The organism is Maribacter sp. C-4077 (genome assembly GCF_055378385.1).
Window position 1 is genome coordinate 1,187,984 of the sequence record NZ_AP038807.1, and the last position, 21,407, is coordinate 1,209,390.

The following is a 21,407-nucleotide window of genomic DNA, read 5'->3' on the forward strand; positions in this document are numbered from 1 at the left end:
TTTGGACAAAGGTAAGAAAGGCGAGCCAATGCGTACACTAATTCCTGTACGTATCAAATATTATATTAAATAAGTACTTCTATATATTGAAGAAAATGAAAACATCCAATACTAAGGATTAAAGAATGCGATTTAAAACCAAGTCTACATCGATCAAGAGAATACTAAAAACGCCCACCACAATGACCAGTTTCAGGATGTTGTGCAGCCACAAAAAATGCTTTCGGGTGCTTGATTTAAAGAGGATGCCTAAAAAGAGCATAAAAAGAAGGATACATCCGGCAAAATAATAGTTCATATACCCCACATCGAACTTAAAAATCAGCAATAAGGCGGGTATCAGGGTCAATAACATCAGTATCGCTATCAGGAATTTGGACACGTTGACCCCATAAATAATGGGTATGGTTCGGTAATTTTGGGCGACATCCCCGGAAATATTTTCCAAATCCTTGATCAATTCCCGCGCCAAAATCAACAAAAAGAGAAACATCGCATGCACAAAAATGACGGTTTCAAAATTCTTGTAGTACACAAAAACCGCAAAAAAAGGGGTGATTGCCAAGGTAGCCGATACAAAGTTGCTAACGAATGGGATTTTCTTCAGTTTGTGGGAGTAGAACCATATACCGAAAATATAGGCCGAAAAGAAAAGCACTGCCCGAAAAGAAACGTAACTGGCCGCAAAAACGGCCAAAAAATTCAAAACGAAGTAGGTGCTCAATTTAAATCGCTGGCTCACCAAGCGGTCCAACATGGTCTTTCGGGGCTTGTTGATTAGATCTTTTTCCGCATCGTAAAAATTATTGATAATGTAGCCTGCGGCGATTACCAGAGCGGAAGCAATTACGATTACAAATAGATTTACATCAAAAACAACCTGTCTCAAGGGTAAATTTGGGGAAAGGATATAGATGGACGCCAGGTACTGTGCCAGAACGATCATCAAAAGATTATACCCACGTACCACGGAAAACAGACTCAATACTTTTAATAGCAAGAGTTTGTTTTTTCTACTAAGCATGAAAATGTTGGGTATATACTAGAAGTTGTAGACCACCTCCAATTTGTAATCCTTTAGGGCTTCCTGTGCTTTTTCAAAATCCTCTGTAAACCCAAGAAAGTAACCTCCGCCTCCAGAGCCACATAGTTTTAGATAGTAGTCATTGGTCTCGATTCCTTGTTTCCAAAGGTCATGAAATTTGGCGGGAATCATTGGTTTAAAATTATCCAATACCACATGGGAAAGCTTTTTCAAATTCCCGAAAAGTGATTTAATGTTACCGTTCACAAAATCCTCCACACAAGCATCGGTATGCTTAATAAATTGGTCTTTAAGCATATTCCTAAAGCCTTCATTCTTCATTTGTTCCATAAAGATTTGAACCATTGGGGCCGTTTCACCAATAGATCCACTGTCCAATAAAAATACGGCTCCCTTGCCTTCCAAATTTTGGGAGGGGATACTGGTAGATTCAATATTATCTTGGGAATTGATAAGTATAGGCAAACTTAAATAACTGTTCAAGGGGTCCAGACCGGATGACTTACCGTGGAAAAAGGATTCCATTTTACCAAAAATGAGCTTTAAAGATAAAAGCTTTTCCCGGGTCAGGTTCTCCAATACGGTAATCTTGTCCTTTGCATATTTATCGTAAATAGCCGCGACTAAAGCACCACTGCTACCTACTCCGTACCCTTGCGGGATGGAACTGTCAAAATACATGCCTTCCTCAATATCGGTATCCATCGCACTAAAATCAAAGGACACCAAATTTGGTTCCGTTATCGATAATTCCTTTAAATAGGACGCAAATTCACGCAACGCCTGATTGGACTTTTTCGCCTTTTCAGAATCGTTATTGGTTTTCAAAGCACCTTTAAAAAAATTATACGGAATGGAAAGTCCTTTGGAATCCTTGATGATACCATACTCCCCAAAAAGAAGAATCTTTGAATAAAATAATGGTCCCTTCATTTGTTTAAGTAAACCGGCAACGCCTTAGACAATTTAAATATAGACAACTAATTTGCAACTTAGGTGCTATAACATCAAAAATATTATTTCAAATGCTTAAAATCCTACTTCAACAACGCTTGAATTGAATTAGAAGTGTAGCAATTAATTTAATTTTACCGCACCCTGCCCAATTCGATCACAAATATACTGCTGGTTTTCGCAGTATGCAACCAACTCATTCACAATAAATTGATTTACTTTTTCCTTTTCAGTTTCAGGATAAAGCACATGAACATTTGCACCTGCGTCCAAAGTGAAGCAAACATGTGATCCGGATTCTTCCCTAAACGCCCAAATTCTATTGATAATTTCCAGTGTATTAGGTTTCATCAAGACAAAATAAGGGTCTCCTGTCATCATAATCGCGTGCAAGGTCAACGCCTCACTTTCAACAACCTGTATAAATTCTTCCAAGTTGCCGGATTTTAAAATCGGTTTTAATCGGACCAAATTCCTATGCGCCTGCTGAAAACGTTGCTCGGCAAATGGATGCCCCTTGACCAAATCGTGCCCCACGGTACTACTTACCTGTTTTTGTCCTTTGTCCACTAAAAGGATGGTATCGTGATAGTTTTTGAAAATAGGGTGTACCTCCCCTTTATAGGGAATTCCGTATAAATCCGTACTGTCTGGAATTTCCTTATGGACACCCCAAGTTACCAAGGGTCCTTCCAAACTTCTACAGGCACTTCCAGAACCCAAACGCGCCAGAAAAGAGGCCTTTTTTATGAAGAAATCATCATCCATTCCAGGGTAAAGCATTCGTTCGATTTCCATGAGACAGAGGGCCAAAGCCGACATACCACTTGCCGATGAAGCGATGCCACTGCTGTGGGGAAACGAATTGGAGGTTTCTATGGTGAAGTGATACTCCGTTAAAAATGGACAATAGGGGCTTATACGTTTGAAGAAAGTCTCGATTTTTGGTCTGAAACTAGGCTTAGGGCTTCCCTCGAAAAAAAAATCAAAAGTAAATCCATGAGAAGGACTATCCAGTTTTTTAAATTGGATTTTGGTGGTTGTGGCACAGGCACTCAAGGTAAAGCTGATGGAAGGGTTTGCAGGAATCTGTCCTTCCCTTTTCCCCCAATATTTCACCAAGGCAATATTACTGGGAGATTTATAACCGACTTTCCCCGCTTCGATAAAAACCTTGGGCTTTGAAGGGATAAAATCTTTTTCTGTCATGAAGCCAACAATTTCCGCAAAGATAGTTTTTAGGAGGAGCAATAAAAATAAATGATTATTTTAGGGCATGAACACAGCCCTACTTAGAAAAAGACTCCCATTTGTTTTTATAAGTGTTACCGTGTGTCTCATAATTGGGTTCGTATCCAGTGTGGTTACCCAAAGTTCCGTGAACGATTGGTACCTTACGTTGAACAAGCCCGGTTTTAATCCCCCTAATTGGCTGTTCGCCCCTGTTTGGACTACACTGTATATCCTAATGGGCATTTCTGCAGGTTGGGTATGGGCCAAGGGTTTCCATCATAAATGGGTAAAGACCGCCCTATATCATTTTGGTTTTCAGCTTCTATTGAATGCCCTTTGGAGCATTGTATTTTTTGGGCTGCAATCGCCTTTTTGGGCCTTATTGGTCATCTTGACGCTACTGGTCATGATTGTATTTACCATAAAATGGTTTAGGCTGGTGAGCAAGATAGCGGCACTTCTGTTGCTACCATATTTGGCATGGGTCTGCTTCGCGACTATCTTAAACTACAAAATCTGGGAACTTAACTAGTTTCTCCCATTTCGATTAACTTCATCATCGTACGATAGTTTCTGGTGGTTGCCTGGACGTTTAATTTTCGTTCCACAAGATTGTTGTTCAATTTGGCGTTTCCATACCCATTTTTGCAGCATAAATAGAGGCAATCTTCCACTAGCTCCCATGATTCGTCCGGATAGATTTCTTCCTTGAAAGAGGCTAATTTTTCCTTTTCCGGAGGACCGAAAAGCATGACAAAGTAAACCCTGTTGAACTCCAAATCCTCCTTTTTTGAAAAGGGATTATTGAGGATGATGTTTTGCAAATCGGGTAGGGACTTCACTAAAACGGGCACCTCAAAACCAAAATGGGCCCTAATGGTTTCTTCCAAAGTGACTTTTGCTTCTGGGGCCGAAACATGGGCTTCCTCAAAAATAATGTTGCCACTTTGTATATACGTACTAACGCCCTTAAACCCATTGTTGGTCAAGAGCGAACGCAATTCTGCCATGGGCACTTTCTTTTGTCCGCTCACGTTGATTCCCCTTAAAAAAGCGATTTGCTTGGGCATGTTTCTAGGTGTTATCAAAGCTATTTACGATTCCTTGGGCGGCCAAAAATCCGCCCGTCCAGGCATTTTGGAAATTAAATCCGCCCGTAATCGCATCAATGTTCAAAACTTCCCCCGCAAAGTACAAATTGGGGAGGACTTTGCTCTCAAAGGTCTTAAAATTGACTTCCTTTAGGTCTACGCCCCCGGCGGTCACAAATTCCTCCTTAAAGGTACTTTTCCCGTTCACAAAAAAAAGACCTTGTGTCAGTTGAGTCGTTAATTCCTGTAATTGGGCCTTGGTGACGTCTGGCCATGTAACATTGTCATCGATACCGGAAGCCCTTACCAAATTGGCCCAAAGTCTTTTAGGGATATCCAAGACCTTGGTCCGTAGAACGGTCTTTTTTTCCACCAGCTTAACCTTCAATAACAATTCCAGGAGTCCGGCCGGATGGTATTCCGGCACCCAATTGACCTTAATTTTGAACTCGTATTTATAGGAATCCAAAATTTGGGCTCCCCAAGCGGAAAGTTTCAAAATTGCCGGACCGCTCATGCCCCAGTGGGTAATCAACAAAGGACCTTCCGAAGAAAGGATTTCACTTTGGGAGGCGTTGTCGGTATTCCTTCGGGATTTAATTTTGTCCAAAACGGCAACTTCGGCGTGCGTACTTATCCCTGGAATATTTTTGATGCGTTCGTCCTGAATGTTAAACGTAAACAAGGAAGGAACTGGACTCACGATGTTGTGGCCCAACCTATGCAACAAATCCCAAATTTTGGGATTACTGCCCGTAGTTACCAATAGTTTTTTGCACTTGTACGTTTTTTTGGTGGTGTTGACTTGCCAGTAATCGTCTTTTGCGGAAGTAATATTTTCAAATCCCGTAACGGTACAAATCCTAAAAATTTTTACACCCAATCTTTCCGCTTCGGAGGTAAAACAATCGATTATGGTCTGTGAGGAGTCGGTTGTTGGAAACATTCTGCCATCCTCCTCAATTTTTAGGGGGATACCCCTTTTTTCAAAAAATCCGATGGTATTGCCTGTGGCAAAACTGTGAAAAGGACCTAACAATTCCTTTTCCCCTCTTGGATAATTGGACGCAAGGTCCGCGGGATTGAACTCGGCATGGGTAACGTTACATCTTCCACCGCCCGAAACCTTTACTTTGGTCAACACCTGTTTTCCGCGTTCCAAGATGGCGATTTTTACGTTGGGCCTAGCTTCGGCGATATGGATGGCCGCAAAAAAACCGGCCGCCCCGCCCCCGACGATGACCACATCGAACATTATTGTAGCCTTTCCGGGTAGTTGGTAATGATTCCGTCGACCCCAATACGTTTCATGGCGTCAATATCAAAATCCTGGTTGACGGTCCATACGTAAATTTTGAGTCCGGCTTCCCTAATTTTATTCGCAGTTTCCAAATCCAGATTTTTAAAATAGGGATTTATGGCAACCGCGTTCAGCTCCTTGGCCACGGGAATGGCGTCCACCGGGTTTTCCTCCGTCAAGACCGCTATCTGTACATTGGGGTTCAATTTTCGCATTTCCCGTAACTCGTCCCATTTGAAACTGGAAATGATAAAATTTTCGGGCGACCATCCTTGTTTCTCAATGTAATAGTTCATGATATGGTTGACCTTATCGGCTGTATCATCCCCTTTTAATTCGATGTTTAAAGCGACTTTATTGTCTATCAATTTGAGGACATCCTGTAACATGGGTATTTTATGTCCCCCATTTACTATTAATCTGCTTAGGTCGAAAATGTTGTATTCCTCGATCTTTCCCGGGCCGTTAGTCAATCTGTCCACCGTTTCGTCATGGAAAACAACGATTTCCCCGCTCTGTATCTTGAACACATCGATTTCTATCATATCAACGCCCAAATCCATTGCTTTCTGAACGGAAGCCAAGGTGTTTTCGGTCTCATGCCCCATGGCACCCCTATGCCCTATTACCAAAGGTTGATTCATATTGCAGGAAGATAATAGTATCCCAAATACCAAGGTTAATAATACTCTTTTCATTTGCTCTCTATATATCGTTTTTATCAGTCAAATATAAGTAACCCTGTTGATAGATATCAGGAGGATTGATCACATATTTATAAAACTTCAAAAATAAAGGACTCCAATGGGTCCAGATGCACATCTATATGCCCTTCATTATTAATGATTTTCAAGGTATATGTTTTTCCGTACAGTGTATCCCTTAAATCGTAGGCAGCTTTATTGAACCCCCATGATTGCAAGATCTCGGGCGGAACTTTTAAATCGAAGGAAAAAGAATCGGTCACATCAAAATTAACGATGATGATCAATTTTTGATTTTTGGACCATCTCACATAAGAAAGCACCCTATGATTATAGTTTTGGGTTCGTTCCTTATTGTAAAAATGAATCTCTCTGTATTCGGCCATCAAGGCCTCACTTTCCAGGGTGAAATTCAACAGCCTCCGGTAAAAATCACGTAAATCCTTTTCCTGTTGGGTTAATTGACCCCCGTCAAATTTTTTATTGTTCACCCATCGCTGATGATGTGGCACGCCTACATAATCAAAAATGGAAGTTCTGGAAGCGCTTCCAAACCCAGGATTTTCGGCGGCAGGTTCTCCCACTTCCTGTCCGAAATAGATCATGGTGGGAGAAGTACTGATGGTGGCGGAAATCACCATGGCCGGTTTTGCTATTTCGGCCTTGCCTACAAATTCCGGACTCGCAATACGCTGCTCGTCATGGTTTTCCAGAAAATGGAGCATGTGGTGTTCAATATCCTTCAGATTGTTCTGCACTACCGGAATATGGTCGGACCAACCATAGCCTTTCATGATATGTTTGAGGCCGTCATAAAAATCGACCTTATCGTACAAATAATCCATTTTCCCTTTATGGATAAAGGTCCTGTACAGATCGGGATTATAGACCTCGGCCATTAAAAATGCATCCTCGTTCCGCATCTTTATGTAGGAATTCATAAAGCTCCAAAATTCCACGGGCACCATTTCGGCCATGTCGTATCGGAAGCCATCCACTCCAAAATCCATCCAATACAGGGCAATGTCCCTAAATTTTATCCAGGAATCCGGAACGTCCCTATGCTGCCAAAACCGGAAATGTTCGGTATAATCCTTCTCCCCAAAATCATATGGCAGGAGGTCAAAATCCAAACCTCCATCGGGTCTTACCCCATAATTTACGCGTACGGTTTCGTACCAGTCGTTCATATCCGGCTTGGGACTTCTGGAACCGTTCCCTGTCCATTTGGCCGGATTTTCCTTGAGCGTACCGATGGATGTATGCTGTTCCCCGCCCAAGGGTTTATAGCCATCCTTCCAATCCGGCACTTCAAAACGGGCGCCGGGTATGTAATAAAAATCGTTGTTTTTCCGATACTCGTGATCGGTATCGTCATCGGCACCAAAACTGCGTACGCCATTGGGATTGGAGATACCTTGATAATCCCGGGCTACGTGATTGGGCACAATATCCATGATGACCTTCATACCATGTGCATGGGTCCTATTTATTAGCTCTTTAAATTCCTGCAACCTTTTTGCAGGGTCCAGGGCCAAATCCGGATTCACATTGTAATAATCCTTTACGGCATAGGGGGAACCTGCGCGCCCTTTGACCACGTTGGGGTCGTCATTTGAAATGCCATAGGCCGTATAATCCCTAATAACCGCATGGTGCGGAACACCCGTATACCAAATATGGGACACGCCGAGTTTCTTAATTTCGGATAAAGCCTTATCGGTAAAATCCGCAAACTTGCCCACCCCGTTCTCCTCGATGGTACCCCAAGGTTTGTTGGTGGTATTGGTATTTCCAAAAAGTCGGGTAAAAACGTGGTAGATAACGATTTTTCCTTGCATTTCAATTTCCTATTTCCAACAGATCGCTGGGAAGCCAAATTACGGGATTTTAGTTAACTTTTAAGGGCGTGTTGGGCAATAATTCATATGCTTCACCTCGCACCAGAATGGAAATTCCGTTGTCCCCGTTCAGTTCAAAGGTCAATTCGTTGGAAGCGACCTCTACCTTGATGATGCGGTTCCTAAAATTCACCTTAAAGGAATAAGCGTCCCATTGCTTTGGTATGCGGGGCTCAAAGGAAAGTGTATCATTGACCACACGCATACCCCCAAAACCTTCTACAATGCTCATCCAGGTACCAGCCATGGAGGTTATATGGAGTCCTTCCTCCACTTCTTTGTTATAATCGTCCAAATCCAATCGGGAAGTCCTCAAATAAAAGGTATACGCCTGCTCCATCCTTCCCAATTTTGCCGCCTGAATACTATGCACACAGGGCGACAAGGAAGACTCGTGCACGGTGAACGGTTCGTAAAAATCAAAATGCTTCTCCAGTTCCTCAGTGGTAAAATGATCCTCAAAAAAGTAGAACCCTTGTAGCACATCGGCCTGTTTTATATACGGCGAACGTAGAATACGGTCCCAGCTCCATTTTTGGTTAATAGGTCGTTCCGTTTTTTCCAAATCGCTCACCTTGACCAAATCCTTGTCCAAGAATCCGTCCTGTTGCAGGTATACGCCATGTTTCTCCGAATACGGGAAATACATGGAATCCGCCACTTTTTTCCAGGCATCGTATTCGGTAGGCGTAAGTTTGGTCTTGCCCATTATCCTTTTGTAATCCTCCGGATAGCCTTCCTTAACCTTGGTCAATTGTTCCAGGGTAAAATGGATACACCACTGGGCCAAGTAATTGGTGTACCAATTGTTGTTGACGTTATTTTCATATTCGTTGGGACCGGTTACCCCCAAAATGACATATTTGTTCCTGAAGGTGGAAAAATTCGCCCGTTGATGCCAAAAACGGGCAATACCAATGAGCACTTCCAAGCCCATCTCCGGTATATAGGAGTAGTCCCCTGTATATCGATAATAATTGTAAATGGCGAATGCGATGGCGCCGTTCCGGTGGATTTCCTCGAACGTTATTTCCCATTCGTTATGGCACTCCTCACCGTTCATGGTCACCATGGGATATAGGGCCGCCCCATTGGTAAACCCGAGTTTCTCAGCATTCTCAATGGCTTTTTCCAAATGGTTGTACCTATATTTCAATAATTTACGGGCAACCATTTCGTCCTTGGTGGCCATGTAAAAGGGAATACAGTAGGCTTCGGTATCCCAATACGTACTACCCCCATATTTTTCTCCTGTAAATCCTTTTGGACCTATGTTCAGCCTGGAATCCGTCCCTAAATAGGTTTGGTTCAATTGAAAGATATTGAACCGGATGCCCTGTTGGGCTTTCACATCGCCTTGGATGGTAATATCGCTCATTTCCCATATACCTGCCCAAGCCTCCTTTTGCTTTTTAAGCAAGTTTTCAAAGCCAAGCGACGAAGCCACGTCCAATACCTCGTTGGCAGCATCTACCAGTGCATCCTCGGGATGGTTTCTGGAAACGGTGTATCCCCCAAATTTTGTAAGGGTCAGTTTCTCCCCCTTTTCAGCTTTCTGCGAAAATCGTAAGGATACAAAGGTATCCTTGGATATATCCAAATTTCCGGGAACCGAAACACCTTTGTAATCCAAACTGGCCTGCATGAAAGTGCAGGTCTTGAAATTCGTTTTTAGGGTATGGGCTTCAATAAAGGCCCTGTTGCCTGATGAGGATACGTTGGTAGTGTTCCAGAATTTATCGTCCCAATTGCTATCCTCATTGGTGATACCGCTATCCAGATACGGAAGGAAAGTTATCTCTCCGCCTGTATTCTTCAAGGATATCTCAAATGAAATGGCCCCTACCTCGTCCAATGCCAAACTAAGGAATCTGGTAACAAGGACCTCAACTTGGGCGTCGTTGGCTAAAACCGCATCGTAGCTCCTTTTGTACCAACCTTCCTTCATATTAAGTTCGCGCCTAAAACCCGATACTTTCTTACAGGTAGCCAAATCGAGTTCGGTCCCATTTACCAGCACCTGTATACCAATCCAATTGGGCGCGTTCAAAACCTTGGCGAAATATTCCGGATAGCCATTTTTCCACCAGCCCACTCGGGTTTTATCCGGGTAGTAGACACCTGCGATATAACTGCCCTGGAACGTTCCCCCGGAATAGGCTTCCTCAAAATTGGCGCGTTGGCCCATGGCCCCATTTCCTATACTGAAGAGACTTTCGGAGGATTTTACCCTTTCCGCATCAAAGCCTTCCTCTATAACGGACCACTCGTTAGCTTGTATGTAATCCTGATTCATTATTTATTTGGGATAAAATTTTTGTTTCATTTTTAGTTAGCCGATACAGCCGATTTATGCTAGCAAGCCGTTCAAAAAATCGTCGGTCATTTCGGTGAAATCGTTGAAATTATAGTTCGCTTCGGTCAAGGTATTCGCATCCCCAATACCTATACTTGTCATTTGGGCATTGTTGGCTGCTTGTATTCCGGCCACTGCATCCTCAAAGACCACACAATCCTGGGGGGCTACTTGAAGATTTGTGGCGGCGATCAGGAATACTTCCGGATCTGGTTTCGCCTTGGTTACATTATTGCCATCAACAATACTCTCAAAATAGGGAAGCAACCCCACCTTTGCCAATATGGGCTTTGCGTTTTAACTTGCAGATCCCAAAGCGATTGGAGCCTTCTTATTTTTTAGAAATTCCAGGACACGCGGCACATCTGGTAAAATCTCCGATGCGTCCATCTTTGTTATATATTTCAAATAGTCCTCGTTCTTTTCGATCATCCAACGATCAAACTGCTCTTGACTGGCCTGGATGTTGCCTAATTCCAGAAGAATTTCCAGGCAGCGCTTTCGGCTTACCCCTTTAAAAAGTTCATTCTGTTGCAATGTAAATTCAAAACCTAATTCATTGGCCAGTTTTTTCCAAGCGAGGTAATGGTATTAAGCCGTATCCACGATAACGCCATCCAAATCAAAAATAAATCCTTTTTTCATGCGCTTAAAATTAGATTAATAGCTTTAATTAAAACATTTTCTATTTTAGTGGTATTTTACTTACCATAACAAGTCTCTCGCTAAGGGTCTTACAGATTTATATTTAAGGTCAACTATCCAAGATTTAAAAATTTCCCTCTTAATTTTGAAATAAAGGTTGCCTTACCCTATCCCTCGAAGAGGTTTTCATGCCGGCAAAAGTAACTAATTGATTGTGGATTCCCTATGGATGATAGTAGCGGAAATCACTTCTGTTTTATGGTTTCCTTCCAAATCGTTTTCTATACGGTCTATCAACAATCTGGCAGCAGTTTCGCCCATGAGCTCTCCATGTTGGGCCACAGTCGTCAATTTGGGCGTTGAATATCTGGACAAAATTCCGTTAGTAAACCCAATGAAAGAAATATCCTCCGGCACTTTCTTTCCCTGCCTTTGAACCACGTCCATGCATTTGATCGCAAAAATTTCGTTTACGCAGAGTACGGCATCGATATCGTTGCTTTCGAAAAAGTCCCAAATTACCGTATCGTCCTCACTTTTGTAAGGCAAGGTCAAGACCAAGGCCTTGTCCACATCCAATCCGTTCATCTCCAGGGCCCGTTTATAACCCCTTGCCCGATCGAAACTTACATTAAAATAACCCTCCGTGGTTACCAACGCAATTTTCCTTTTTCCAGAACGGATCATGCCCTGTACCGCGTCATAAGCTATCTGCTCATCGTTCAAAATGACTTTATCGCATTCGATATCTTCTGTAACCCTATCAAAAAGGACCAAAGGAATACCTTGACCCAATACTTCCTTAAGATGGGTGTAGTCATTCTTTTCCTGAGTTTCCGCGGATAAGGACATTATAAAGCCATCGATACTACCATTGGCCAACAATTCCATGTTCAAAATCTCCTTTTCAAAGGATTCATCCGAAACACAAATCATGACATTATAACCCCTTTCGCCTGCGTAGTGTTCAATTCCCCTAAAAACAGTAGTAAAAAAATGATGGACAATATCAGGTATGATAACTCCTATATTCTTGGTCTTTTTGTTCTTAAGACTTAAGGCAATATTATTTGGTCGATAATTGTAAAGCTTGGCGAAAGCTTGAATCTTGTCCTTCGTATCCCTACTAATCTCTTCGCTGTTTTTCAAGGCCTTGGAAACAGTTGAAACTGAAACGTCCAATTCCTTCGCAATTTGTTTTAAAGTAACCCTTTTTTTCAATGTGTACGTGAAGTTCTAAGCTGAATTTATTGGAATTTACACAAAATTTCAAACCTTAAATGAACGTGAACAATAAAATTGAAGATTAGATAATGTTAATAAGGGCTTAACGAAATTTAAAGAAAAATAAAATTTATATATTTGGCTAAAATTGCATTATTACATTAATAAGCCCTAACTTATTACGAATAGATTAATTAATAACTTGTATAATTAAGAATCCATAATTTAAAAAAGTTATTAACACGAAACCGTTTTCGTGAGTAAGCCTTTAGACTTACGATGTTCTTTATTGCTGTTTTTACATATTTTTAACGCTTGAATAAAATTAACTCAACTTAAATTAACATTTTATGAAGATTACGCTACTAAAATGCTTAGTTGTACTAGGAGCCTTTTTGACTTTTGGTATGGCTCAGGCTCAAGAGGTGTCTGGAACTGTTTCAGATGCTAGTGGTCCTCTTCCTGGGGCCAGTGTGGTCGTCAAAGGAACGACCAACGGAACTCAAACCGACTTTGATGGTAATTATACCATTGATGGTTTGGGTGATAATGCAGTATTGGTATTTAGCTACATTGGTTATAAAAACCAAGAAATACCAGTAGACGGTCAAACAACCATCGATGTAACCCTAGTGGAAGACACACAGGCATTGGATGAAGTAATTGTTGTAGGTTACGGTAACCAAGCAAAAAAGGAAATCACATCTTCAGTGGTAAGTGTTAGTACAGAAGACTTTAACCAAGGGGTGGTTCAGGAACCTACCCAGTTATTGCAAGGTAAGGTTGCCGGTTTGAGTGTTGTTAACAGAGGGGGAAACCCCAATGCCGAACCCGTTATACGGCTTAGAGGTATTTCTACCGTTGGAGGTAACCAACAGCCCCTAGTGGTAATTGACGGTATCTTGGGAGGTTCGCTAGCTAGTGTGGACCCAGCGGATATCGAGAATATTACCGTACTTAAGGATGGATCTGCCGCTGCAATCTATGGTTCACGTGGTTCTGCCGGTGTTATCGTAGTTACTACCAAAAGAGGTAAAGGCAATCAACCCTTACAAGTCACTTACAATGGACAAGTGGGTGTTTCTACCATTGCCAATCAAATAGACATAATGAATCGTGAAGAGTTTTTAGCTACTGGTGGTAATGATTAGGGAAGCGATACCGATTGGAGAGATGAGGTAACCCAAACAGGAGTTGCCCAAGTTCACAATATAGCAGCTTCTGGAGGTGGCGATGGTTTTAATTACCGTATTGCCGGTAACCTAAGGGATACCGATAATATCTTAATAAACACAGGTTTTCAACAGTTCAACCTTAGAACCAATTACACCGGTTTTCTTTTTGACGATAAATTAAAGATTGATGTGAACGCTGCCTTTACACAGCGTGATTCACAAATAGGTTTTAACGAGGCAATGCGTTATGCCACCAGTTATAATCCAACCGCACCTATTTTCGGGGATGACGCGCCTTTTGCATTTAATTCTTCACAATTTGGTGGTTATTTTGAAACATTGGGGCTTTTCGACAGTTTTAACCCCGTTTCAATTGCCGAATTGAACAGAAACGATGCGGCCGCTACTACATTAAATTATGGTGTTAATTTAAATTATAAAGTTACAGATAACCTGACACTCAATCTGAATTATGCAGCACAAAACATTAAGAGGGATAATAACCAATACTATCCAACTACCAACTTGTGGAGAGGCAATGCTTTAAGTCCTACAAGACGTGGGCGTGCAGATTTTAGAAGCGAGGAAAGAAAATTTAGACTGTTGGAAGGTTATGCAGCCTACACTGGTTCTGCTGAAAAGTTTAATTACACGGTAACCGCAGGTTATTCGTTTCAAGAAAATGATTATAATTTCAATTACTTCCAAATTGGAGATTTCCCTCCAGGGGTAGATTTTGATTGGAGTAACAATATTAGTGTTGCACAAGACCTTTTGGAAGCTGGGCGAATCGTAGCTGACAGTGGCCGTGAAGACGGAGACCGTATTATTCGTTTCTTTGGTAGGGCCAATGTAACCTTTGATGATGCCATCTTCTTTGATGCTTCCATTGCTCGAGAAGGTTCCAGCCGTTTTGGTTCTGAGAATCAATGGGGTATATTCCCATCGGTAGGTTTAGGTGCTGATGTGAATAAGTATTTGGAATTACCAAATGTTAATCTGTTGAAGGTACGTGCCGGTTGGGGTCTTACAGGGGCTATTCCACCTTCTGTAGGTCTTTACCAACAAATTTTCAACGTTCAAAATGGAGCCGATGGATTTAGCGGTGCAGCTACCACACAAGCTGGGGGTCGTGCTGCCAACCCAGACTTAAAATGGGAGGAAAAGTCCGAGTTCAACTTTGGGGTTGAATTTGCCATGGATCGCTTTGGAGCCACTGCAGATTACTTTGTTCGAGATATAAAAGACTTTATTACACTTGCAAACATAGATGCTGCAGAAAACAACGGATTCAGCCAAAGATGGCAAAATTCAGGTCAGTTAGGAGTAACAGGTATTGAGTTGTCCGCTAACTATGATGTTGTAAGAAATGATAAACTGAAGTATAATACGGGTCTAATCTTCACACACAACAAGAACATTTTGGAAGAGAATCCACAAGGAGACCAAGTTTTGGGTAACCTTGGCGCACCAGGTCAAAATAACACTTTCGTTGTACGTGTAAAAGAAGGCGAGGAAGTTGGACAAATTTGGGGGCCCGTTTTTTCAGGGGATGTTGATGCCAATGGAACGCCAATACTTGTAGATATTAACGGAGACGGTAATTTGGTTACCGGCCAAGGTAGTGCTTTGGACGATGATGCCGACTTTAGAGTATTGGGAAGTGGTATTCCAGATTTTGAATTGGGTTGGACAAACCAAATAAACTACGGTAATTGGGATGCCAATGTATTCTTTAGAGCCGTGGTAGGTCATAGTTTGGTAAATAGTTTCAGGGCCTTCTATGAACCCATCATTGGTTCACAAGCCTCCTACAACTTTGTAAATACCAGTTTGGCAAGGTCGGATATTAGAACAGCACAGTTTAGTGACTATTATGTAGAAAAAGCAGATTTCTTGCGTTTGGATAACATGTCCGTAGGCTATACCTTTGATATGAAGGAAGATAGCTATATTAAAGGTTTACGGTTGTCATTAGCCGGTCAAAATCTTTTTACAATCACTGGTTATACTGGCGTCGATCCAGAACCTTCTTTACAAGATGGTGGTTTGGGATTAAGTAATTTGGAAGGGTCTACTCCCAACCAAAATATACAACAGGTACAGGCGAACCCTCTAATTGCAGGTATCGAAAGAAGGGAAGCCTATTTTACAAGCACCACGATTACTTTAGGTGTTAATGTTAATTTCTAAAAAAAAAACTATGAAACGTATACTAAAACTAACATTGGCAAGTGTAGCATTGATTGCCTACTCTTGTACTGATTTAGATGATGAATTGGAAGATACCGTTACCGAAGAATTCTCTATTGAAGGAGTTTCTGTAGGTGGTGGTGGTGCAGATGGAGGTCCTTTGTTGGCACCATTTGGAAGACTAAGGTCTGGATCTGCCGGCAACACGGGTTTCTTTGCTTCGCAAAGTGTACCTTCCGATGAAATGGCCGTAGGTCAAAAAGGAGGTGACTGGTTTGACGGTGGTATTTGGATTCAACTACACCGCCATACATGGGATGCTGCCCACGAAAGAATTGGTGAAGCTTGGAACGATGCCTATGGGGGAATCGGAGAGTGTAATATTGCTTTAGCCGGAGGTAATTTGAATACAAACCAAACCGCTCAGGTAAGAGCTTTAAGAGCTTATTTTTATTGGAGGTTATTAGATTTATTCGGACGTGTAAAAATCGTAACGGCACCGGGTGGTGATGCACCACAATCAGAACGTACTGAGGTATTTGATTTCGTAGAGAGCGAATTGTTGGCCGCTTTGGGGATTCCAGCAGTAACTGCAGGAATGGATTTATCCGGCAGTGACTTAGGAACTGAAGTCAATAATTATAGAATCAACCAGTATGCTGCATTGGGTCTATTGGCTAAATTGTACCTGAATGCAGAAGTATATACGGGCACACCAAGATACCAAGAAGCCGATTGGGCTGCATCCTACATCATTGACAACAGTCCATACATTCTTTGTGATGAGGGGTGCGTTGCACCAAACTTGTCGAAAAGGCCGGAAGTAGATTCTGACCCAGAGACTCTAGAAGGTTATGCAACCGTTTTCGCTCCTAATAATGAGAACAACCCAGAAATCATTTGGTCTATTGAATACAATAGTGTAGGGCTTGGGGGTATGAATTTTAATCAAATGACATTGCACGGCCCCAGCCAGTTGACTTACGGATTGGACGCCGCTCCGTGGAATGGATTCCAGGTTCTAGAGGAATTCTACAACAGTTATGAAGATGGGGATGCACGTAAAGAAGCAAATTTCTTGGTGGGTCCACAAACAGATTTCTCTGGGAATGCCTTAATTGATTTCGCATCGGATGACGATGATCTTCAAGTGGTTTACACTCCAGAAATCAACGAGTTGGAGCCCAATTCCATTAGACAATCAGGAGCCCGTATGAAGAAATTTAGTTTCGAAGTATTGGGAAGACAGGATATGAACAATGACTACCCAATTATACGATTGGGAGATGTTCACTTAATGCGTGGGGAAGCTCGTGCAAGGGCAGCTGGGGATTGGAGTCTTTCCTTGCCTGATGTCAATGCAATAAGAGCTAGAGCTGGGGTAGCACCGCTAACATCTATCGATGCAGCTGAATTCTTGGCGGAAAGAGGACGTGAAATGTTCCAGGAATCAAGCAGAAGAACAGATCAAATTCGTTTTGGAACCTTTGACGATGTGTGGTGGGAAAAAACCAACACGGATGCTTTTAGATCTTTGATGCCTATACCATTTTCTCAAATCCAGGCTTCCAACGGAACCTTGACCCAGAATCCTGGATATTAAGAGATTTAGTAGTTATAATTTTGAAAGGGTTGTTCGTAAGAACAGCCCTTTTTTTACTAAGATATATACCTTTGTAATAAATTCTTGCTACCCAAGACAGGTTATCAATACCCATGAAAGTTATTCGTTCCCTATTCTTTTGGAATTTTATTTTCGCTTTTCTAACACTATCACTTTTTAGCTGTAAAAAGGAAGAAGCTAACCCATTTATTCCTCTATTTAATTTGCGTGACAGCAATACGGGTATTCATTTTGAAAATAATTTAGTGTACGATGAGCAATTTAACCCCTACCTCTACAGAAACTTCTATAATGGCGGAGGTGTAGCCTTGGGCGATGTAAATAATGACGGCCTTATCGATATCTATTTTACAGGCAACATGGTAGATAACAAATTGTTTCTGAATAAAGGAAATTGGCAATTTGAAGATATTACAATCAACGCAGGAGTAGCTTGCCCTAACGTGTGGTCCACAGGAGCTACCTTTGCAGACATAAATAAGGATGGCCTTTTGGACCTATATGTATGTAAAGCTGGAAAACCAGAGGGTTCCAATCGCCACAATGAACTCTTCATAAACAACGGTGACCTTACCTTTACGGAATCTTCCAAAGAATACGGTCTGGATATTGAAGGACTATCGGTGCATTCCGCCTTTTTTGATTATGACAAGGATGGGGATTTGGATGTGTATATCCTGAACAACTCGCTTCGTTCCATAGGCGGCTTCGATTTGAAAAAGGACTTACGAATGATACCCGATAAAAATGGCAATAAATTTCTTAGGAACGATGATGGCAAATTTATTGATATAACCCATGAGGTTGGAATATACTCCAGCAAAATTGGTTTTGGACTTGGAATAACATTAGGCGATTTCAACAACGATAATTGGACGGATATTTTCATTTCAAATGATTTTTTTGAAAGAGACTATTTATATATCAACGATACTAAAGGCGGTTTTACCGAAAATCTAGAAGAATACTTTGAATCGATATCCATGGGGTCCATGGGGGCGGATCTAGCGGATTTGGACAACGACATGTTGACAGACCTTATCGTTACAGAAATGCTGCCCGCCACGGAAGAACGTAAAAAAACCAAAACCCTGTTCGAATCCTGGGACAAGCAACAGCTTGCAGAAAAACAGGGCTATTTTAACCAATTTGCTAGGAATGCACTACAAAAGAATCTTGGTAACGGATCCTTTTTAGAAGTAAGTAGACAGGCCAATGTATCCGGAACGGAATGGAGTTGGGGTGCCCTTATTTTTGATATGGACAATGACGGATTCAAGGACATATTTGTAAGTAATGGAATTTACAAGGATCTATTGGACCGTGACTATTTGGCCTTTGATGCCAATGAGGAAAAAATTAGAAATAGAATTGCCCAAAAAGAAAAAAATGTCATCACAACGCTTATAGATGCCATGCCTTCACAAGCAGTCGCAAATTCCGTTTTTAGAAATAAAGGAAACTTTAATTTTGAAAACACTGCAGAAACTTGGGGTTTGGACACTCCCAGTTTTAGTAACGGAAGTGCTTATGGAGATTTGGACAATGATGGAGATTTAGATTTGGTAGTGAATAACGTAAATATGCCTTCCTTCCTCTATGAAAATACAACCGATACACTTAATCAACGAAGCATACAATTAGAATTTTTTGACAAAGAATTAAGGGCTATCGGTGCCAAGGCCATGATTAAGTCCAATGGCAAAGTCATAGGGTACGGAGAGAACTTCGTATCAAGGGGTTTTCAAAGTAGTGTGCCCTATGGCCTCCATTTTGGAGTTGGAAATCGCACAAAAATCGATTCCTTGATAATTACATGGCCAAACGGTACCGTTAGTACACAAACCGATTTAAGAACAAACCAAAAATATAGAATCGACCAACCCATTAAAGAAACCTCTCGATTGGAGTCCCTACCTAGCATGGAAAAGTATTCCTCTCCCCTTGGTAGAATCAATCCATTATTTCATTTTATGCATACGGAGAACCGTTATATTGATTTTGACAACGAAAGGTTATTGCCCCATATGAGCAGTAATGAAGGTCCAGCCCTGACCACAGCGGACATAAATGCGGATGGTAAACCCGACTTCTTTGTTGGAGGAGCAAAAAACCAAGCTGGTAAGTTGTTCATTTCCAATGATAATGGGTATACTGAACATGCTACACCATTTCTAAAGGATGCAGGCTCAGAAGATACCGATGCCGTTTTTTTTGATGGGGATGGGGATGGGGACCTGGATTTATATGTCTGTCACGGAGGAAAGGCATTTTCACCATATTCCATTGAACTTAATGATGCCTATTACATCAATGATGGCAATAGTTTTATAAAATCCCAAAGCTCGCCCAATTTTAGTTCTACATTTAGTTCTTCGGTCGTAACGACGTCGGATTTTGACAAGGATGGAGATATTGACCTATTTGTTGGTGAACGCTACAAAACCAATTTGTATGGTCTTCCGGGATCGGGATATATTCTTGAAAATGATGGAAAAGGGAATTTCGCCACAAAGGAAAACCCGCTTTTTAAAAATTTGGGGATGATTACCGATGCCCAATGGGGAGATGTCAACGGCGATGGATGGGATGACCTCCTAGTCGTTGGCGAATGGATGCCTATAAAGGTTTTCATCAACAAAGGGGGAATTTTTGAAGATCAAAGTACTGCTTTTGGATTCTCGGGGAGTTCAGGTCTCTGGAAGGCCATCGAGTTAAAAGATATTGATGAAGATGGGGATTTAGACCTCATTATTGGGAATATTGGCCGCAATGCTTTTTACGAGAAGAATATGAAGATATTCATTGCCGATTTTGATGGGAATGGTTTTCAAGAACAATTGATTTGTAAAGAACGGAACGGTAAATATTACCCAATAGCGGATAAAGATGAATTGGTTTCCCAAATACCTTCCTTGAAAAAGAAATTCTTATACTATAAGGATTATGCCAAAGCCGATATGACCATGATCTTTTTCCAGGAGCAACTTGCAAAATGCTATACCGCAGAACTTGATATCATTGAAAGTATGCTATTTATTAACAAAGGCGGAACCTTCAAAGCAAAGGTACTTCCTGATGAAATACAATATGCGCCAGTTTATGCAATCTCCATAGAGGATATTAATAACGATGGATATCAAGATTTATTTCTTGGTGGAAATCAATACATGGTAAAACCGCAATTCGGGAGGTATGATGCTTCAAAAGGATGGGCTATCTTTGGACCGATTATTTCTCAAAATTCTGAAGCTAACGTGAATCCTCTTTTTATAGAAGGGCAAATACGGGCTTTGGAATGGGTTACTTTAAAAGGAAAAAAAATACTAACGATAGGTAATAATAATGAAGAAGTTCTTTTTTATGAGTTCAAGAATAATCAATAGAATTGGCATCCCCTTATTGTTTTTATTAATCTTGAACTGTTCTACTGGTTCAGAATATTCGAAACTTATAAAGCGTGAAATGGCTACCGGCATCATTCACGACTCTCTACTTTTTAATTTGAAATTCGGTCAACATAGAATGGAATTTTTTAGTGCTTGTTGGAAACTGAACCAGCAAGGTTTGGTCTCCAATGGCCCCCAGAATGAGTCCGTAAAATATAAATTACCTTTGAGGCCAGAGGCACCCATGGAATCAGAAATTACCCTTCTCTTTGCAGGAAATTTCAATAATGAAAAAATTATGACAGGAATGGATCTTCAGTTTTTCTATACCGCATGGTCCATTTGGAACAAAGAGTTGCAAGCAAATAAATTGGTTCCAGTAGTTATGGATACCTTAAAAAAGTGGTATCCTGGAAATGATTTCATTAAGGTTCCTTTAGAGAAGGATAGTACCCATCTACTCGTAAAAGTTGACGGAAACCGCAGAATAGTGATAAGGCCCTTGGATGACGATCGCATTGTAAAGGCAAAAATAGACGACCTAAGGTATGTGCTTGAAGAAACAAAATAAAA

At 41.3% G+C, this 21,407-nt stretch carries 15 protein-coding genes and 1 pseudogene; 6 read left to right on the forward strand and 10 right to left on the reverse strand.

The window, feature by feature from the left end; genetic code table 11:
- Nucleotides 1–118 precede the first annotated feature (118 nt).
- From ACZ41C_RS05160 to ACZ41C_RS05170, 3 genes are all read right to left on the reverse strand, one after another.
- Nucleotides 119–1,024, reverse strand: coding sequence for a geranylgeranylglycerol-phosphate geranylgeranyltransferase (locus tag ACZ41C_RS05160; RefSeq protein WP_464564841.1), 906 nt, complete (start codon nt 1,022–1,024; stop codon nt 119–121).
- Between the two features lie 18 nt (nt 1,025–1,042).
- Entirely contained in the window at nt 1,043–1,978 is a 936-nt protein-coding gene (locus tag ACZ41C_RS05165) for a mevalonate kinase family protein (RefSeq protein ID WP_464564842.1), read from the reverse strand.
- Nucleotides 1,979–2,122: 144 nt separating this feature from the next.
- Nucleotides 2,123–3,208 (reverse strand): diphosphomevalonate decarboxylase, encoded by a 1,086-nt coding sequence (locus tag ACZ41C_RS05170; RefSeq protein ID WP_464564843.1) that lies wholly within the window; start codon nt 3,206–3,208, stop codon nt 2,123–2,125.
- Between the two features lie 67 nt (nt 3,209–3,275).
- Here ACZ41C_RS05170 and ACZ41C_RS05175 point away from each other — a divergent pair, with 67 nt between their 5' ends.
- Complete coding sequence (locus ACZ41C_RS05175; RefSeq protein ID WP_138257022.1) at nt 3,276–3,764, forward strand: TspO/MBR family protein; 489 nt, start codon at nt 3,276–3,278, stop codon at nt 3,762–3,764.
- On the opposite strand, the gene ACZ41C_RS05180 is transcribed toward ACZ41C_RS05175, so the two are convergent.
- The 7 genes and pseudogenes from ACZ41C_RS05180 to ACZ41C_RS05210 form a co-directional block, all read right to left on the reverse strand.
- The gene (locus ACZ41C_RS05180; protein ID WP_464564844.1) at nt 3,757–4,302 is read right to left on the reverse strand and encodes a DUF1697 domain-containing protein; all 546 of its coding nucleotides are present in this window, start codon (nt 4,300–4,302) and stop codon (nt 3,757–3,759) included. The two genes, ACZ41C_RS05175 and ACZ41C_RS05180, sit on opposite strands and share 8 nt — an antisense overlap.
- A gap of 4 nt (nt 4,303–4,306) precedes the next feature.
- Nucleotides 4,307–5,578, reverse strand: a complete 1,272-nt coding sequence (locus ACZ41C_RS05185; RefSeq protein ID WP_464564845.1) for a BaiN/RdsA family NAD(P)/FAD-dependent oxidoreductase — start codon at nt 5,576–5,578, stop codon at nt 4,307–4,309.
- Nucleotides 5,578–6,321, reverse strand: coding sequence for a glycerophosphodiester phosphodiesterase (locus tag ACZ41C_RS05190; protein ID WP_464564846.1), 744 nt, complete (start codon nt 6,319–6,321; stop codon nt 5,578–5,580). The genes ACZ41C_RS05185 and ACZ41C_RS05190 overlap by 1 nt, the downstream gene beginning before the upstream one ends.
- A gap of 77 nt (nt 6,322–6,398) precedes the next feature.
- Nucleotides 6,399–8,168 (reverse strand): alpha-amylase family glycosyl hydrolase, encoded by a 1,770-nt coding sequence (locus ACZ41C_RS05195; protein WP_464564847.1) that lies wholly within the window; start codon nt 8,166–8,168, stop codon nt 6,399–6,401.
- Between the two features lie 49 nt (nt 8,169–8,217).
- A complete protein-coding gene (locus ACZ41C_RS05200; RefSeq protein ID WP_138257017.1) occupies nt 8,218–10,524 on the reverse strand; it encodes a glycoside hydrolase family 65 protein in 2,307 nt (768 codons plus the stop codon).
- Between the two features lie 54 nt (nt 10,525–10,578).
- A pseudogene (gene pgmB, locus ACZ41C_RS05205) lies at nt 10,579–11,229 on the reverse strand (beta-phosphoglucomutase).
- A gap of 204 nt (nt 11,230–11,433) precedes the next feature.
- Nucleotides 11,434–12,450 carry a LacI family DNA-binding transcriptional regulator gene (locus ACZ41C_RS05210; RefSeq protein WP_138257015.1) on the reverse strand — a complete coding sequence of 339 codons (1,017 nt, stop codon included), beginning with the start codon at nt 12,448–12,450 and terminating at the stop codon, nt 11,434–11,436.
- Nucleotides 12,451–12,803: 353 nt separating this feature from the next.
- Here ACZ41C_RS05210 and ACZ41C_RS05215 point away from each other — a divergent pair, with 353 nt between their 5' ends.
- The 5 genes from ACZ41C_RS05215 to ACZ41C_RS05235 all read left to right on the forward strand — a co-directional run bounded on the left by ACZ41C_RS05215 (nt 12,804) and on the right by ACZ41C_RS05235 (nt 21,405).
- Nucleotides 12,804–13,604 carry a carboxypeptidase-like regulatory domain-containing protein gene (locus tag ACZ41C_RS05215; RefSeq protein WP_464564848.1) on the forward strand — a complete coding sequence of 267 codons (801 nt, stop codon included), beginning with the start codon at nt 12,804–12,806 and terminating at the stop codon, nt 13,602–13,604.
- Between the two features lie 213 nt (nt 13,605–13,817).
- On the forward strand, nt 13,818–15,821 hold the full coding sequence (locus tag ACZ41C_RS05220; protein WP_464564849.1) for a TonB-dependent receptor domain-containing protein: 2,004 nt from the start codon (nt 13,818–13,820) through the stop codon (nt 15,819–15,821).
- A gap of 10 nt (nt 15,822–15,831) precedes the next feature.
- Complete coding sequence (locus tag ACZ41C_RS05225; RefSeq protein WP_138257013.1) at nt 15,832–17,424, forward strand: RagB/SusD family nutrient uptake outer membrane protein; 1,593 nt, start codon at nt 15,832–15,834, stop codon at nt 17,422–17,424.
- Nucleotides 17,425–17,537: 113 nt separating this feature from the next.
- On the forward strand, nt 17,538–20,831 hold the full coding sequence (locus tag ACZ41C_RS05230; protein ID WP_464564850.1) for a VCBS repeat-containing protein: 3,294 nt from the start codon (nt 17,538–17,540) through the stop codon (nt 20,829–20,831).
- Nucleotides 20,809–21,405 (forward strand): hypothetical protein, encoded by a 597-nt coding sequence (locus ACZ41C_RS05235; protein WP_138257011.1) that lies wholly within the window; start codon nt 20,809–20,811, stop codon nt 21,403–21,405. The genes ACZ41C_RS05230 and ACZ41C_RS05235 overlap by 23 nt, the downstream gene beginning before the upstream one ends.
- The last annotated feature ends 2 nt before the right edge of the window (nt 21,406–21,407 follow it).